Annotated in this window: 15 protein-coding genes; 10 read left to right on the top strand and 5 right to left on the bottom strand. The window is 27.8% G+C overall.

The features are described from left to right. Positions 1 to 2: 2 nt before the first annotated feature. Both BTO07_RS02315 and BTO07_RS02310 read right to left on the bottom strand, forming a co-directional pair. Complete coding sequence (locus BTO07_RS02315) at positions 3 to 1,235, bottom strand: ABC transporter permease (RefSeq protein ID WP_087519695.1); 1,233 nt, start codon at positions 1,233 to 1,235, stop codon at positions 3 to 5. 2 nt (positions 1,236 to 1,237) lie between these two features. Next, the gene (locus BTO07_RS02310) at positions 1,238 to 1,930 is read right to left on the bottom strand and encodes an ABC transporter ATP-binding protein (RefSeq protein WP_087519694.1); all 693 of its coding nucleotides are present in this window, start codon (positions 1,928 to 1,930) and stop codon (positions 1,238 to 1,240) included. A gap of 180 nt (positions 1,931 to 2,110) precedes the next feature. Here BTO07_RS02310 and BTO07_RS02305 point away from each other — a divergent pair, with 180 nt between their 5' ends. The 4 genes from BTO07_RS02305 (at position 2,111) to BTO07_RS02290 (ending at position 5,611) form a co-directional block, all read left to right on the top strand. Continuing rightward, positions 2,111 to 2,527, top strand: coding sequence for a thiol-disulfide oxidoreductase DCC family protein (locus tag BTO07_RS02305; RefSeq protein ID WP_087519693.1), 417 nt, complete (start codon positions 2,111 to 2,113; stop codon positions 2,525 to 2,527). A gap of 50 nt (positions 2,528 to 2,577) precedes the next feature. Then, positions 2,578 to 3,240 (top strand): HAD family hydrolase, encoded by a 663-nt coding sequence (locus BTO07_RS02300; RefSeq protein ID WP_087519692.1) that lies wholly within the window; start codon positions 2,578 to 2,580, stop codon positions 3,238 to 3,240. 128 nt (positions 3,241 to 3,368) lie between these two features. Further along, complete coding sequence (locus tag BTO07_RS02295; RefSeq protein ID WP_087519691.1) at positions 3,369 to 4,748, top strand: DUF3696 domain-containing protein; 1,380 nt, start codon at positions 3,369 to 3,371, stop codon at positions 4,746 to 4,748. After that, a complete protein-coding gene (locus BTO07_RS02290; protein ID WP_087519690.1) occupies positions 4,748 to 5,611 on the top strand; it encodes a hypothetical protein in 864 nt (287 codons plus the stop codon). The genes BTO07_RS02295 and BTO07_RS02290 overlap by 1 nt, the downstream gene beginning before the upstream one ends. A gap of 202 nt (positions 5,612 to 5,813) precedes the next feature. Here BTO07_RS02290 and BTO07_RS02285 read toward each other — a convergent pair whose 3' ends face one another. Then, positions 5,814 to 7,364, bottom strand: coding sequence for a DEAD/DEAH box helicase (locus BTO07_RS02285; RefSeq protein WP_087519689.1), 1,551 nt, complete (start codon positions 7,362 to 7,364; stop codon positions 5,814 to 5,816). 60 nt (positions 7,365 to 7,424) lie between these two features. Beyond that, the gene (gene ytxJ / locus BTO07_RS02280) at positions 7,425 to 7,832 is read right to left on the bottom strand and encodes a bacillithiol system redox-active protein YtxJ (RefSeq protein WP_087519688.1); all 408 of its coding nucleotides are present in this window, start codon (positions 7,830 to 7,832) and stop codon (positions 7,425 to 7,427) included. Between the two features lie 156 nt (positions 7,833 to 7,988). On the opposite strand from ytxJ, the gene clpB reads away from it, so the two are divergent. The 3 genes from clpB (at position 7,989) to BTO07_RS02265 (ending at position 12,469) form a co-directional block, all read left to right on the top strand. Next, complete coding sequence (gene clpB / locus BTO07_RS02275; protein WP_087519687.1) at positions 7,989 to 10,595, top strand: ATP-dependent chaperone ClpB; 2,607 nt, start codon at positions 7,989 to 7,991, stop codon at positions 10,593 to 10,595. 251 nt (positions 10,596 to 10,846) lie between these two features. Continuing rightward, on the top strand, positions 10,847 to 11,818 hold the full coding sequence (locus tag BTO07_RS02270; protein ID WP_087519519.1) for an IS110 family transposase: 972 nt from the start codon (positions 10,847 to 10,849) through the stop codon (positions 11,816 to 11,818). Between the two features lie 162 nt (positions 11,819 to 11,980). Next, positions 11,981 to 12,469 (top strand): SixA phosphatase family protein, encoded by a 489-nt coding sequence (locus tag BTO07_RS02265; protein ID WP_087519686.1) that lies wholly within the window; start codon positions 11,981 to 11,983, stop codon positions 12,467 to 12,469. Between the two features lie 154 nt (positions 12,470 to 12,623). Here the strand turns inward: BTO07_RS02265 and BTO07_RS02260 are convergent, their stop codons facing one another. Continuing rightward, positions 12,624 to 13,358 (bottom strand): DUF6503 family protein, encoded by a 735-nt coding sequence (locus BTO07_RS02260; protein ID WP_087519685.1) that lies wholly within the window; start codon positions 13,356 to 13,358, stop codon positions 12,624 to 12,626. 102 nt (positions 13,359 to 13,460) lie between these two features. On the opposite strand from BTO07_RS02260, the gene smpB reads away from it, so the two are divergent. The 3 genes from smpB to BTO07_RS02245 all read left to right on the top strand — a co-directional run bounded on the left by smpB (position 13,461) and on the right by BTO07_RS02245 (position 15,521). After that, on the top strand, positions 13,461 to 13,928 hold the full coding sequence (smpB, locus tag BTO07_RS02255) for an SsrA-binding protein SmpB (protein ID WP_087519684.1): 468 nt from the start codon (positions 13,461 to 13,463) through the stop codon (positions 13,926 to 13,928). 38 nt (positions 13,929 to 13,966) lie between these two features. Next, positions 13,967 to 14,857, top strand: a complete 891-nt coding sequence (locus BTO07_RS02250; protein WP_157663264.1) for a geranylgeranylglycerol-phosphate geranylgeranyltransferase — start codon at positions 13,967 to 13,969, stop codon at positions 14,855 to 14,857. Between the two features lie 85 nt (positions 14,858 to 14,942). Then, complete coding sequence (locus tag BTO07_RS02245; RefSeq protein ID WP_087519682.1) at positions 14,943 to 15,521, top strand: Maf-like protein; 579 nt, start codon at positions 14,943 to 14,945, stop codon at positions 15,519 to 15,521. Positions 15,522 to 15,779 lie beyond the last annotated feature (258 nt).

The raw sequence follows: 15,779 nt of genomic DNA, 5'->3' as shown, positions 1-15,779 counted from the left end.
AATTAGTCTGCTCTTAGTGCTACAATTGGTTTAATATTCGCTGCTCTTTTTGCTGGTAAATACCCTGCAATTAATCCTGAAAGAATTAAAACAATAGTTGCTCCAATTACAATGCCTGGGCTTACACTTGGGTCTTTAATAAAATAATCTTCTTCTAAACTATCTCCTATTAAAGTTAAAATATAAGTTCCTAGTGATAATCCTAAATACCCCGCTATTGTTGTAATTAAAACGGATTCTTGTACAACCATACCAACAATTGATCCTGGTTTTGCTCCTAAAGCTTTTCTAATTCCGAATTCTTTTGTTCTTTCTTTAATAACGAAAATCATAATGTTACTAATACCAATAATACCAGCAATTAAAGTTCCTGATCCAACAAAAATTACGATTAAATAAAGTACAAACATAAACTGACCAACACCTTTGTTTGCTTCTGCCATATTTCTAACAGAAAGTGCACTTTGATCATCTGGATGAACGTTCATTCTTTTACGTAAATCACGCTCCATTTTATTTCCAAATGCAATTGCTGCATCTAAACTTAAATCAGGATTGTAACCTAGATTTATCTGACTAATATAATCGTTATTACCATACATCATTTGTGCTGTAGAAACTGGCATGTATGCTTGTCTTTCTTCATTGTCTCCTCCTTCATCAGAGAAAATACCAATTACTAAAAAAGAACTTCCATTAACATTAACACGTTTGTTTAAAGCGGGTTTATTACCAAATAAATCTTCTTTTATTAAGCGACCAATAACAATTACTTTCGATTTTTCTTTAATATCTCTATCATTTAAATAACGTCCTTCATCAATAATTGTTTTTTCTAAAAATTGATGATCTGGATGCACAGCCCTTAAACGATAACTGTCTGCGTTATTTTTATATTTTATAGCTACGTTTTTGTAAATTCTAGCAGATTGATATTGAATCTTATTCTCGTACTCTTCTTTTACAAAATTGTAATCTTTATTTTTAAGTTGAACTCTTCTTCCTGTTTGTAGACCTTTATATGGTTTTGATGTTTTCCAAACACGAACCATCATTGAATTTTGAGCATCATCATTAAAAGCACTCTTAAAAGAATTACTTAATCCGCTAACAATACCAAAAAGTAACGTGAATAATAATATTGCAAAAGCAACCGTAAAACCAGACATTACAGAACGTAACCTGTTTTTATTGATACTTTGAAATATTTCTCTCCAACGATCTAAATCAAACATAATTAAACTGCTTTAGCTGCATTTGTAAATTCATCACTTATAATAACACCGTCTTTTAAACGTACAATTCTTTTAGTTTGTTCTGCAACTTCTTCTTCATGCGTAATTACAAAAACCGTCATTCCTTCATCATTAATGTCTTTTAATAAGTCCATTACAGAATCTGTAGTTGTCGAATCTAATGCTCCTGTTGGTTCATCGGCTAAAACTACTTTTGGTTTTGTTACCAATGCTCTTGCAATTGCAACACGTTGTTTTTGTCCACCTGAAAGTTCGTTTGGTAAATGGTTTGCCCAATCTTTTAAACCTACTTTATCTAAATATTCTAAAGCAATTTTTAAACGTTCTTTTCTTGCTATTCCTTTATAGTATAAAGGCAATGCAACATTTTCTAAAGCAGATTTGTATGAAATTAGGTTGAATGATTGAAAAACGAACCCTAAAAATTTATTTCTTAGAATGGCTGCTTTTTTCTCATTTAAGTTTTTAATTAACTGTCCATTTAAAAAGTAATCTCCTTCATCATGTTCGTCTAATAAACCAACAATATTTAATAAAGTAGATTTTCCTGAACCAGAAGATCCCATAATAGAAACGAATTCGCCTTCTTTTATATGTAAATCGATTCCCTTTAAAACGTGTAAAGAATCTTTACCAATTGGGTAAGATTTGTGTAGTTTTTCTATTCTAATCATAGTTGGTTAATTTATTACTAAAGTACCTAATGCTATCGAATGCTTTTATTAATTTTATGTTAAAACAAAGATTCAATAACCCTAATTACATCCATAAGACGCCTAATTAAAATAAATGTTACAAGAAATATAAAAAAAAGATAAAGTATCTTTGTAATCCTAAATTCTGATGGTCGTAAAATGGTTGATTTACCGAAAAACAAAAAGATTATTTTATTTGATGGCGTTTGTAATTTGTGCAATGATTCTGTACTAAAAGTCATTAAATACGATAGAAATAACGTTTTCTTATTTACAGCATTACAATCTGAAAAAGGCAAAGAAATTATCAAGTATTTAGGAATTGATATTTCTAAAATTGATTCAATAATTTTATATGAACCTGGTGTTTCTTATGAGATAAAATCTACTGCTGCTTTAAAAGTTATGCAAGGTTTTACAGGAATATGGAATCTCAGTAGTCTCTTTCTATTGTTACCAGAAGGTTTTAGAAATTCAATCTATGATTATATTGCTAAAAACCGATATAAATGGTTTGGTAAAAAAGAAAGTTGCATGATACCAACACCAGAATTAAAAGCCAAGTTTTTAGATTAATACTTTAAAGATTTACAAATTAAAGAAACAATAATATTTAAAAATAATTAATGAAAACAAACTTACCAACAGAAATAAAATGTGTCATTTTTGACATGGATGGTGTAATTATAGATTCTGAAGAAATCCATAAAAAAGCCTATTATGAAACCTTTACTTCTATTGGAGTTAATGTTTCTGATGATTTGTACAAAACCTTAACAGGAGCTTCTACAATTAATGCTTTTCAGAAATTAGTAGCACATTTTAAGTTAGATTTAAATCCTGAAGAGTTGGTTTTGAATAAAAGAAAGAGATATGTAAATTTCTTTGAAAACGACCCAAAATTACATTTAGTAAAAGGTGTTGAAGAGTTGGTAAAACATTGTTATGATAAAGGTTTAACTTTAGTTTTAGCTTCTTCTTCTGCAATGGTTAATATTGATAGAGTTTTTAATAGATTTAATTTAAATCAATACTTTACAGCTAAAATTAGTGGAGCAGATTTAACGGAATCAAAACCACATCCAGAAATTTTTGAAAAAGCAGCTATTTTAGGAAATACACCTAAAGAGAATTGTATTGTTATTGAGGATTCTGATAATGGTGTAAAAGCAGCAAATGATGCTGGTATTTTTGTTGTTGGATTCAAAAATCCAATGGCAGAAGATCAGACTTTAAAAAATGCAGATTTTATTATCAATAATTTTAAAAGATTGAAAAAACTCATCTAAAAACAGGTGTTTTTACTCTTGACTTTTAAATTTTAAAAAACGAATTTAGCTAAAGCCGATTATAATTTATTAAAAGGATGTCATAATCTTCTTAAGTTAACAGCGATAAACAAAAAAATAAAAAAAACATGTTCAACTTAAATTTAAACAATTTCAGAAGCTTTAAAGATCAGTCTTTTAACTTTTCTAAAATAAACATTTTAATTGGTGAAAATAGTGGAGGAAAGAGTTCATTGTTAAAATTTTTATTAGCTTTAAAACAAACGGTGGATAATCCGCAAGAATCAAACTTTAAATTAATTGGTGATTATACCGATTTGGGGAATTACGATGAAGTGATATATAACAAAGTTAGTGACAACCTTTTATCATTTAAATTTTCAAATAACACTACATACCCTGACTTCTTTTTAAAAATATGGAATGATCAAGAAATACCGAAAGAAAAATCTGAGGTTATTATCAATACCATTACACCTTATATTGACAATGAAACGAAAATTGAATTTACTTTAAGTAATAAATTAAACGATCATTCGTCAATTAAGACAATAATAAGTAATGAAGCACTGGGTGACCTTGAAATTATTCAAACTGATGAGAAACATGAAGATTCTCATCGAGAGTTTACTTGCACAATAAAATTAAATTTTAATTTTTACCAAGGAGAATTAAACAATGTAAGCGCATACAAAGAAGGGTTTTTTACATATGTAAGTGATCTTAAAGAACAAGTCAAAGAAAATGTCGATGAGGAAAACTTTGAAAAAGTATATTACTCAATAACATATCTATTATTAATGCAAAATTTTATTAATCAAGAAATTGACAAAATTCGTTTTGTAAACCCTATTGGAAACAACCCCAAAAGATTTTATTTTCAAGAAGATAAAAAGTCATCTTACAAATTAATTGACATTGAAAAATTTATCAATATTCTAGGAGATAAAAACCTTACTAATAAAGAACAAAAGGAAAGAATAGATTTAATAAACAAAACAATAAATGAATTTGGTATTGCGGAAGAAATAAAAGTTATTAAAGAGAAAAACATTCCAGTTTTAACACTAGCTGTAAAAACAAAAGGATATTGGTCTAATATTACAGATGTGGGATACGGAGTATCTCTTCAAATTCCAATACTTTTTCAAGCATTGCTTTCCGAAAACTATACAAGAGATGGTCAAACCATATTAATTGAACAGCCTGAAGTACATTTACACCCCTCATTACAAGCAAAATTTATAGAAACACTTCTAGGTATTGGAAAAAAGAATTCATATTTCATTGAAACTCATTCTGAACACATACTAAGAAAGCTACAAGTTCTTGTGAAAAATAACGTAAATGGACTTAAACCAGATGATGTATCTATTTATTACTTTAAAAGAAAAGAAGATAAATTTGATATTACTGAGCATAAAATATTGTCCTCTGGTAAATTATCAAAACCTTTCCCTAATGGCTTTTTTGACACTTCGTATAATCTAGTAAAAGAGTTGTTTTAATGAATATCCTACCAGAATTAGACTTTTATGTCACTTCATTTTCTAGTAATAACAATTCTAGAAATAGAGACTTTCAAAATATATTATTTAATAAAAGAAATTCTTTCATTTTAAATAAAGTCATTTTGAATTACATTGAAAAAAATATTAGTTCAGATTATATTGAATATTTCAGAGCATTCACAAGAGAAATTTATGATCAAAATAGATATATAACAGAAAACAGTTTAAGCATCTCAAATTATAAATCAGATTCATTATCTTATTATAAGTTATCAAGAGATTCATACATTATACCAATAAAAACAAAATCTGATTCTGAATTTAATATATCTGATTTTAAAAACATTTTAGATTTTACAAATATTGCGGAGAATAATTACGACTATATCTTAAAAGAACTAATTTGTACAAATTTAATTAGTTTCAATTTTAGCAATTTTAGTTGTAATCAAGATATTGATAAACTGTTTAAAAACATATATAAAATACCCAAACAGATTGATGTCGTATATTGTTTTAATCGTGATTATTCACATAGATTCTTAAAACCGTTAGCCAATAATAAAATTTTGTATTATTCTCTTGTATCTAGAAGTTTTCCATCGAATATTCACGAATACAAAGGTTATAAGCAAGATTTGATAAATGAACTAGGAAATCGATTTCAACTGTTTACTACAAAGAAAAAAACTATTATTCATGAAAGAAAAATATTTGTTAATGGATTGTGCATTACATTCGATAATGCATTTGACAATATCTTAATTGAAGAACCAACTTGGGAAATAATGATAGAATACTGTGAAGATAAATTTAATAATTGGACAAAAAAAACTAGGCAATTTAATAAACTAAATTAGTACAACAGCTAGCACTGCATAAATTAATGTGTTTTTTTAAAGCCAAAATTTTTGGTTTATTTACAAGATCGCTTTTACTTATTTTGAGTATTTTAGATTGATAAAGTAAAAACACTAATCTTATACAAAACCGTTAGCTAAAATATTAAAAAAGAGCTTGAATTTAAATTCAAGCTCTTTTTTAATATTTTATTTTTAAATACTATTCTTCAATTGGTGGATGACCGTGAATTTCTTCAAAATCTTCATCAAAATTAGTTCTTAAGTATGCATTTAATTTTTTTCTATAATCGTCTTTTAACCAAGTAACAAAGTTGTGTGTACTTTTAGAAATGCATTTTGCATATCGGTTTATTCTATCATCAATCTCTTCACCTAGTAATTTTACAAGAATTAAGGCATCAAAGACATCTTCACTATTTTCAATACACATTTTTGCATGGTGAATAATAGATTTTTCTAAAACTCTTTTAGAAGATTCTCCTTGTCTAATAGTGTCTATATAAACACTTTTCATATCGAAATAAGTATCTGTAGATTTAGCAAATTCCTTTTTAACATCAGCCGTTAGTTCATATCTAAAAGTACTTTCTATATCTTCATCAGAAAGAATTGCATTTAAATAATAGTCTGGTGCTCTAAACATTTTCTCCCAGTCTAAATCTGCTCCCCAGGGGCCAAATCTATGGAAGTTGTTCCCTAAATCAATTACATCAAACGTACTCTTATTGTTTAAAACCCTAGAACCACGACCAATCATTTGGTAGTATAAAGTTAAAGATTTTGTTGCTCTATTTAATATAATAGCTTCAATAGTTGGCTCATCAAAACCTGTTGTTAAAATACTTACAGAGGTAATAATTGCATTTGGTGTTTTATGAAACCATTTTAAAATAAGCTCTCGCTCACTTCTTGTATTTGTATTATCTAAATGCGCAATAGGATACCCTGCCTTTTTAAACGCATGAAACACTTGTATAGAGGTGTTAATACCGTTATTAAAGATTAAGGTTTTCTTTCCTTTTGCAGTTTCTTCATATGCAGAAACTAATTTAGAAAGCATGTCTGAATTTGTGTATAAATCTTCAGAAGATTTTACAGTATAATCTCCATTTGCTCCTACTTCTAATGATGTTAACCCAACATTATAAGAATATAAATTTGCGCTCGCTAAGTACTCATTATCAATTAAATGCTGAATAGTTTCACCAACAAATAATTCTTGATAATTCTCATACATTGGTAATTTAATGTTAGAACTTAAAGGAGTTGCTGTTACACCAAGTATAAAAGCTTCATCAAAAAACTTGAATATTTTTGTAAATGAATTGTAGTGTGCCTCATCAACAATTACTAAACCAATGTCAGAAATATCTAATTTTCCGTCATTTAACCTATTTTTTAAGGTTTCAACCATCGCAACAAAACAACTAAAGTCATCTTGATCATCTAATACAGCTGTAGAATTAATAATTTTATTAGAAACACCAAACTCACTCAACATTCTAGAAGTTTGTTTACTAAGCTCTATTCTGTGTGTTAATACTAAAACCTTTTTTTGATATTTCTCTAAATAACGCCTTACAATTTCAGAAAAAATCACAGTCTTACCACCACCTGTTGGTAATTGGTATAATAAATGGAAATCTTTAGGAGCATCTTCAAATCTTCTGAAGATTTCTTGAAGTGCATCTTTTTGATATCCGTATAACTCTTTACCTGATGTGTTTACTGAAGTTTTTATTTCTGCCAAAATAATATAAAATTTGAATAGCAAAAATAAGACTTAAAATAGGTTTATCACAAATTTAAGCTATATAAATATTGATAAATCTGTAATTGTTATGTCATAATGAGATGCATTATGTACTGAAACACCATTTTTCACTATTAATAATTGAGGAGATTGATGCATTACTTGAAAAGTATATCCTACTTCATCAGAAATATCTCTATAATTTAATAAGTCTAAATAATAGACTTTTAAATTTTGATGCTCTTCTTTAAAAAGTGCTTCAAATCTTTTTATAACCATACTACTAATACCACAGCGAGTAGAATGTTTAAAGATAAATACGGGTTCAGTTTTAGAAATTTCTTTAATTTCTTCTAATTGTTCTATTGTAGTTAAAGGAAGCCAATTTAAATATGATTTTTTTTCTGGTTTTGAAACCTTCTCCTTTTCACCTTTTCCTCCAAACATGCTACTTAATATACCCATTTTGTTTTTTTATTCTTTGTCGATGTAAATATAGGAAACTTTCACGAGTCAAAAAGTCATTAAAAACAGGGCTTTAACAGACAATTTGGCTTCTTTTAAGTCAAATTCGCAGATGGTATTAAAATTGCGATATAATTATAAAAAAAAAGATAGAAAATGAACTTTAATAATTATACAACAAAATCGCAAGAGACCATACAAATGGCGCAACAAATTGCGCAAGGTTTTGGTCATAATCAAATAGAAAATGAGCATATATTTAAAGCATTAACTCAAGTTGATGAAAATGTGTTGCCTTTTTTATTGAAAAAACTGAACATCAATTTAAATATTGTAGAACAAATTTTAGACAAACAATTAGAAAGTTTGCCTAAAGTTTCTGGTGCAGAATTAATGCTTTCTCGAGAAGCAAGTAAAACTTTAACAGAAGCAGCTGTTATTGCTAAAAAAATGAAGGATGATTATGTTTCAATAGAACATTTAATTTTAGCAATTTTTAAATCGAAAAGTAATATTAGTCAGGTTTTAAAAGACCAAGGAGTTACAGAAAAGCATTTAAAAGCAGCTATTGAAGAATTAAGAAAAGGAGAAAGAGTAACTTCTCAAAGTCAAGAAGAAACATATAACTCTTTAAATAAATATGCGAAGAATTTAAACCAATTAGCAGAAGATGGTAAGCTAGATCCTGTAATTGGTAGAGATGAAGAAATTCGTAGATTATTACAAATTTTATCACGTAGAACAAAAAATAATCCACTTTTAGTTGGGGAGCCAGGAACTGGTAAAACAGCTATTGCAGAAGGTTTAGCGCACAGAATTGTAGATGGGGATGTACCAGAAAACCTAAAAAACAAATTGATTTTCTCTTTAGATATGGGAGCGTTAATTGCTGGAGCAAAATATAAAGGGGAATTTGAAGAACGTTTAAAAGCGGTTATTAAAGAAGTAACAGGTTCTGATGGAGACATTGTACTTTTTATTGATGAAATTCACACTTTAGTTGGTGCTGGAGGTGGACAAGGTGCAATGGATGCAGCAAATATTTTAAAACCTGCTTTGGCTCGTGGAGAATTGCGTGCAATTGGTGCAACTACGTTGGATGAATATCAAAAATACTTTGAAAAAGACAAAGCTTTAGAAAGACGTTTTCAAAAAGTACAAGTAAATGAACCTGATACTGAAAGTGCAATTTCTATTTTAAGAGGAATTAAAGATAAGTATGAAACACATCATAAAGTTCGAATTAAAGATGAAGCAATAATTGGTGCTGTAGAATTATCTCAGCGTTATATTACCAATCGTTTTTTACCAGATAAAGCAATTGATTTAATGGATGAAGCAATGGCAAAACTGCGTATGGAAATTAATTCTAAACCAGAAGAGCTTGATGTTTTAGACAGAAAAGTGATGCAATTAGAAATTGAAATTGAAGCAATTAAACGAGAAAAAGACGAAACGAAGTTAAAATCTTTACGTTCTGATTTAGCAAATCTAAAAGAAGAGCGTAATGAAATGAATGCTAAGTGGAAATCTGAAAAAGAAGTTGTAGATAATATTCAGAATGCAAAAGCAGCCATTGAAGATTTTAAAATGGAAGCTGAAAAAGCAGAACGTGATGGAGATTATGGTAAAGTTGCTGAAATTAGATATGGTAAAATTAAAAAAGCAGAAGAAGATTTAAACGAATTGCAAAATGATTTGAAAGAAAATCAATCTGAAACTTCTTTAATTAAAGAAGAAGTAACGTATGATGATATTGCTGAAGTTGTTGCAAAATGGACAGGAGTTCCTGTTACAAAAATGATTCAGTCTGAACGTGAAAAATTGTTAAAATTAGAAGCGCAATTACATAAAAGAGTTGTTGGTCAAGAAGAAGCAATTATTGCTGTTTCAGATGCAGTTAGACGTTCTAGAGCTGGTTTGCAAAACCCAAATAAACCAATTGGTAGTTTCTTGTTTTTAGGAACAACAGGTGTTGGTAAAACAGAGTTGGCAAAAGCATTAGCAGAATATCTTTTTGATGATGAAAACGCAATGACACGTATTGATATGAGTGAATATCAAGAAAAACATTCTGTAAGTAGATTGGTTGGAGCGCCTCCTGGTTATGTTGGTTATGATGAAGGCGGACAATTAACAGAAGCTGTTAGAAGAAGACCTTATTCTGTAGTGCTTTTAGATGAAATTGAAAAAGCGCATCCAGATACTTTTAATATTTTGTTACAGGTTTTAGATGAAGGAAGATTAACGGATAATAAAGGTCGTGTTGCAGATTTTAAAAACACAATTATTGTGATGACATCTAATATGGGAAGTCATATAATTCAAGAGAAATTCGAGAATTTAAAAGGTGATGTTGAAACAACAATGGAGCTTGCTAAAGTAGAAGTTTTAGGGTTATTAAAACAATCTGTAAGACCTGAGTTTTTAAACAGAATTGATGATATTATTATGTTTGCACCATTATCTAAAGAAAACATTCAAGAAATTGTAAAAATACAATTGAATAATGTTAAAAAAATGGCTGCAGCACAAAATATAACTTTAGATGCTACAGATGAAGCTATTTCTTATTTAGCAATAAAAGGATATCAGCCAGAATTTGGAGCGAGACCTGTAAAAAGAGTAATTCAGAAAGAGGTTTTAAATCAACTTTCTAAAGAAATTTTATCAGCAAAAGTTACAACGGATAGCATTGTTTTATTAGATGCTTTTGATGATAAATTAGTTTTTAGAAATCAGTCTGATTTAGTTGAGAACTAATAAAAATTAATGTCATCCTATGTTTGTAAAAATAAGGATCTGTTTTTAAAAAGCTTAAATTAGATTTAATATTTAACAAGAAAAGTAAGGATAAAGGAAAAGATTATAGTCCGTCATTTGTCATTAAAGACCGTTCGCAATGCTAATCACTTTACCCCTTACTACATAAACTTGAACAGATCATTAGACCATCAAGTCTGTATTTAGGATTGATAAGTAAATGTAGTAATTTTTCTATAAAAACATTTGATATGAGTAAAATTATAGGAATTGATATTAGTAAGCAAACCTTTGATGTTTCTTATTTAGAAAAAGATAAATGGATTCACAAAATTTTTAAGAATCAAAATACAGGTTTTGAGCAATTTATTAAATTGATTAGTGCATCAGACTGGATTGTAATGGAGGCTAGTGGTCCTTATTATGTTCAGTTAGCAACTTTTTTACATGCATCTAGTTTTAATGTATGTGTATTAAATCCTTTGATAATTAGAAGATATAGTCAAACAAGATTATATAGAGCAAAAACAGATAAAAAAGACGCAAAGACAATTGCCGAATATGGTGCTCAATATGAGTTAAAAAGATGGTGTCCAGAGAGTAAACCTAGTATAGAAATTAAACAACTTTACACAGCTTTAGAATTACTAAAAAAACAAAAACATCAAACAAAAAGACAATTAGAATCCTTTGAAGCAACAGGTTTGTTGAGTTCGGATCTTAGAAAAGAATTAAAACAAGTACTAATATTATTAATAAGACGTATTGATAAGTTTGAAAAAAAGATAGAGCAAATAGGAAGATTAGCTTATAAAGACACGGTTGAAAGAATAAAAACGATACCAGGAATCGGGCTAAAAACGGCTATTATGATGAGTGTTATTACAGATAATTTCACAAAATTTGATAACTATAAACAACTGACTGCTTTTGTAGGATTTAGTCCAAGGCTATATCAATCAGGAACAAGTGTAAAAGGTAAAGGACATATTTGTAAAATGGGCAAACCTCAAATTAGAAAACTTTTGTATTTATGTAGTTGGTCTGCAAAAAGAGTAAATAAAAATTGTATCGAAATGTATGAACGACTTAAAGAAAAAGGAAAACCCGAGAGAGTAATTAAAATTGCAATAGCTAATAAATTAATAAAGCAAATTTTTTCTATTGCGACTAACAAACAAATTTACAATGAAAATCATCAAAACTTATATTTTCTGAAATAAAAGAAATTTTAACAATAAATAATAGTTTTTTAACACAGATCATTGCGAGGAACGAAGCAATCTCTTATTTAATTAACAGATTGCTTCGTCATTCTTCCTCGCAATGACATTTTTAATCACTCTTTCTTTTTTGGAGTATATTCGTGTTTAAATTCAAATTTAATGAAGAAATTTATATTCCTTTTTGTTTTCGCTTTCAGTTTTTTAAGTTCTTGTACTTCAGATGAAACTACTACGTATTATTTAATTCGTCACTCAGAAAAAGACAGAACTGACAAAACAAATAGAAACCCAAACTTAAATGAGAAAGGACAAGAAAGAGCAAGAAAATGGGCAGTATATTTTAAAAACATTGATTTAGATGCTGTGTATTCTACGAAGTATAATAGAACAAAACAAACAGCAAAACCAACTGCAGAAAGTAAAAAGTTAGAAATTTTAAGTTATAATCCTAGTAATTTATATGATTCTATATTTCAATCAGAAACTAAAGGAAAGACTGTTTTGGTTATTGGACATAGTAATACAACACCTGCTTTTGTTAATAAAATTTTAGGAGAAAAGAAGTATGAAAATATGGATGATCACAACAATGCTAGTTTATACATTGTAACTATTAATGGTGATAAAAAAACGAGTATTATAGAGTAAATAAAAATGAAATTAATTGTTAAGTGATATAAAGCTAACAAATAATTCTAGCCCTGATTGTAGCATTTGTTTGAGCTCTTTTTTATTCTTTTTCTGAATAAAAAAAGCGAGTGCGAAAAGCAGGAAATAGCTTCAAAAAAAATAACTATGATGCTTATTTTACTTCAGTAATCTTTACCTCAATATCTTTTAAGACGATTTCAGATACTTTTTTAAGCTCATTATTTTCGAAAGATTTATCAATATCTACTAAAGAAATATCTTTGTTTAAAGGCTTGTAATTATGGAAATCTACAAAACGAATTCCGTTTTTTACACATTGTTCTTTTAAAACTCTAAAACGCTTTCCTCCACCATTTGTGTGATAAGAATAGGCTAAATAATCAACTAGAAAATCTTCTTTACCAATCCAATAAATAAAAACATCTTCGAAGTCTTCTCCTCCTCCATTTTCAGAAAAAGTGATTTCAATTTTATAATATTCTTTTCCTTTTATGGTTGATGATGGCAATAGTTTTTTGCGAACAGCTTTGTCATTTAATCCAAATGGTAACACAGAAAAATAATGTACAGAATTTACTGAATTCGAATATTTTGCTGCATCAGCTTCAGATAATGTTTGTTTTTCTAAATTGATAAACCTTTCAAAACCATCATTTGTTAAGCCATCTATAATTGAATCAAATTCTCTAATCAACTTAAAATTTCCATTATCTCTGTAAGCAAAATAGGCTTTATCTCTAAATTTAAAAGAAATCTCTGAATTTTCAACTTTATCAGCGCCAGAATACATAATTGTTTTATCAACAATTTGTTGCGCAGTAATCTTAGGTTCAGAAGGTTTACACGAAATTAAGAAAGCTATAAAAAATATAGAAATATATTTCATTGGTTTTTGTTTAGTTTGGTCGAGAATAGATTTCAAAATTACATTTCTTTGAACAAAGTAAAAATGTATCTTTGTTAAAATTTATAAATTAAAAATCAGTCAATGGCTGTACAGAAAAAAATAAACATACAGAATAAAAAAGCACGTTTCGAATTCGAAATTCTAGACAAATACGTTGCTGGAATTCAATTAACTGGAACAGAAATAAAGTCTATTCGTTTAAGTCAAGCTAGAATTACAGAGAGTTTTTGTGAATTTAATGAAGGTGGAGAATTGTTTATTGTAAATATGTACATTCAAGAATATTTGTTTGGTCATCAATATAATCACAAACCAAAAAGTGAGCGTAGATTGTTAATGAATAAACGCGAATTACGTAGTTTAAGAAAAGATGTTGAAGCTAAAGGAAATACAATTGTTCCTTTACGTTTGTTTATTAATGATAGAGGTTTTGCTAAATTAGAAATTGCTTTAGCCAAAGGAAAACAAACGCATGACAAACGTGAAGTGATAAAAGATAGAGATAATAAACGTGATTTATCAAGAATTAAAAAGAATTTTAACGCATAATGGATTTTTTAAAACTAATTCGTTACAAAAACCTTTTGATGGTTTTACTAACAATGGTTTTAACGAAGTATGCTTTGATACATTCATTTCTTAAAAGCAGTTATTTATCTGACTTTGAATTCTCAATTTTAACTTTAAGTGTACTTTTAATTACAGCTGGAGGTTATATTATAAATGATATTTATGATGTAGAAGCTGATAAACTAAATAAACCCAACAAGATATTTATTGATAAAACTATTTCTAAAAAAAGCGCTTGGAAAAGTTATTTTCTTTTAACTTTTTTGGGATTGATTTTGGGTGTTTTTTTATCTATTTCTAAGCTTTTACCTTTTCATTCATTATACTTTTTTATTACAATTATTGGACTTTACTTTTATTCAAAGCACTTAAAAAAACAAATTTTAATTGGAAATATTTTAGTTTCATTTTTTTGTTTTTTAGCTATTTATATGGTTTATGTGTTTGATTTTTATGTTGATAAAGAAACGTTTGTAGAAAATATTAGTATAGAAACCATACATAACTTACAATTTGGAAAAACATTTTTAAAATTTTATTTTATATTTTCATTTCTAACAACGCTAATAAGAGAAATTATAAAAGACATTGAAGATGTAAATGGAGATTTGAAACTTAAAGCCAAAACATTGCCCATTTTATTTGGTAGAAAAAGAGCTTCTAAAGTCGCTTTTTTCTTTAGCTGTATTTTGTTTTTACTAATTCTAATTGAATTTCAAATTATACAACTGCAAAGTAATTATTATATATTTTTAAGTTATGTAATTCTCTTTTTATTATTACCACTACTCTATTTTATGTATAAATTATGGTTTTCAAAATCTAAAAAAGAGTATTCAAAACTAAGTAGCAAAATGAAAATCATTATGTTATTCGGAATATTATCAATGTTACTATTTTTAATCTAAAATGTCTCCTCGAGTGCAGTCGAGAGGTCTTTTAAAATATTAAATTTATAGGTTTCGACTGCGTTCAACCAGACAATAAACACAAATGTTAAGAGAAAAATTAAAAGAATACAACGTAATTTTAGCTTCAAAATCTCCAAGAAGACAACAATTTTTTAAAGATTTAGATATCGATTTTACGATTCAATTAAAAGAAGTTGAAGAAATTTATCCACCAGAATTAAAAGGAATTGAAATTACAGACTTCTTAGCTGATTTAAAATCGCAAGCATTTACAGACTTATCAGAAAAAGATTTGTTAATCACATCAGATACTATTGTTTGGCTAGATGATATTGCTTTAGGAAAACCAAAAGATGCTGAAGATGCATTTAATATGTTGAGATCTTTATCTGGTAGAAAACACAAAGTAATTACATCTATAAGTATTAAGAATAAGAGTTTCCAAAAGATAATTAACGATGTAACTACTGTTTCTTTTAAGGAGCTCTCTGATGATGAAATTAATTATTACATCAAAAATTATAAACCATTTGATAAAGCTGGCGCTTATGGAATTCAAGAATGGATTGGTTTTATAGCGATTGATAATTTAGAAGGAAGTTACTTTAATGTTGTTGGTTTACCTGTTCATAAACTTTATAAAGAACTGATGAATCTATAAATTAAAACATTAGTTTATAGGTTGTTAACGAACCATTGTTTTTAATTATTTAATAAATATTGTGAAAGGTAATATACTATACAAACTCATTAAAATTGTTGTTTTCAAATGGTTATAAACTAACTATTTTTGCACTCGCAAAATAAAAACCATTATGATTACAAGTAACAAAAAAACAAACGCAGAAAGTAAAGTTGGAACACCAGCAAAAAATTTTAGTCAAACAAGTTCTATCGTTTGGAACTTAAAAAGACGTTA

This window comes from Polaribacter sp. SA4-12 (genome assembly GCF_002163675.1).
In the GTDB taxonomy this organism is placed as follows: Bacteria; Bacteroidota; Bacteroidia; order Flavobacteriales; family Flavobacteriaceae; genus Polaribacter.
Note: the sequence above shows the minus strand (reverse complement) of the source record. Positions and strands in the feature narration are given on the sequence as shown.

Excerpts from the sequence above, each read along its gene's own strand:
- BTO07_RS02315 (WP_087519695.1), bottom strand. The coding sequence starts at position 1,235 with ATGTTTGATTTAGATCGTTGGAGAGAAATATTTCAAAGTATCAATAAA.
- BTO07_RS02310 (WP_087519694.1), bottom strand. The coding sequence starts at position 1,930 with ATGATTAGAATAGAAAAACTACACAAATCTTACCCAATTGGTAAAGAT.
- BTO07_RS02305 (WP_087519693.1), top strand. The coding sequence starts at position 2,111 with ATGGTTGATTTACCGAAAAACAAAAAGATTATTTTATTTGATGGCGTT.
- BTO07_RS02300 (WP_087519692.1), top strand. The coding sequence starts at position 2,578 with ATGAAAACAAACTTACCAACAGAAATAAAATGTGTCATTTTTGACATG.
- BTO07_RS02295 (WP_087519691.1), top strand. The coding sequence starts at position 3,369 with ATGTTCAACTTAAATTTAAACAATTTCAGAAGCTTTAAAGATCAGTCT.
- BTO07_RS02290 (WP_087519690.1), top strand. The coding sequence starts at position 4,748 with ATGAATATCCTACCAGAATTAGACTTTTATGTCACTTCATTTTCTAGT.
- ytxJ (WP_087519688.1), bottom strand. The coding sequence starts at position 7,832 with ATGGGTATATTAAGTAGCATGTTTGGAGGAAAAGGTGAAAAGGAGAAG.
- clpB (WP_087519687.1), top strand. The coding sequence starts at position 7,989 with ATGAACTTTAATAATTATACAACAAAATCGCAAGAGACCATACAAATG.
- BTO07_RS02270 (WP_087519519.1), top strand. The coding sequence starts at position 10,847 with ATGAGTAAAATTATAGGAATTGATATTAGTAAGCAAACCTTTGATGTT.
- BTO07_RS02265 (WP_087519686.1), top strand. The coding sequence starts at position 11,981 with ATGAAGAAATTTATATTCCTTTTTGTTTTCGCTTTCAGTTTTTTAAGT.
- BTO07_RS02260 (WP_087519685.1), bottom strand. The coding sequence starts at position 13,358 with ATGAAATATATTTCTATATTTTTTATAGCTTTCTTAATTTCGTGTAAA.
- smpB (WP_087519684.1), top strand. The coding sequence starts at position 13,461 with ATGGCTGTACAGAAAAAAATAAACATACAGAATAAAAAAGCACGTTTC.
- BTO07_RS02250 (WP_157663264.1), top strand. The coding sequence starts at position 13,967 with ATGGTTTTACTAACAATGGTTTTAACGAAGTATGCTTTGATACATTCA.
- BTO07_RS02245 (WP_087519682.1), top strand. The coding sequence starts at position 14,943 with ATGTTAAGAGAAAAATTAAAAGAATACAACGTAATTTTAGCTTCAAAA.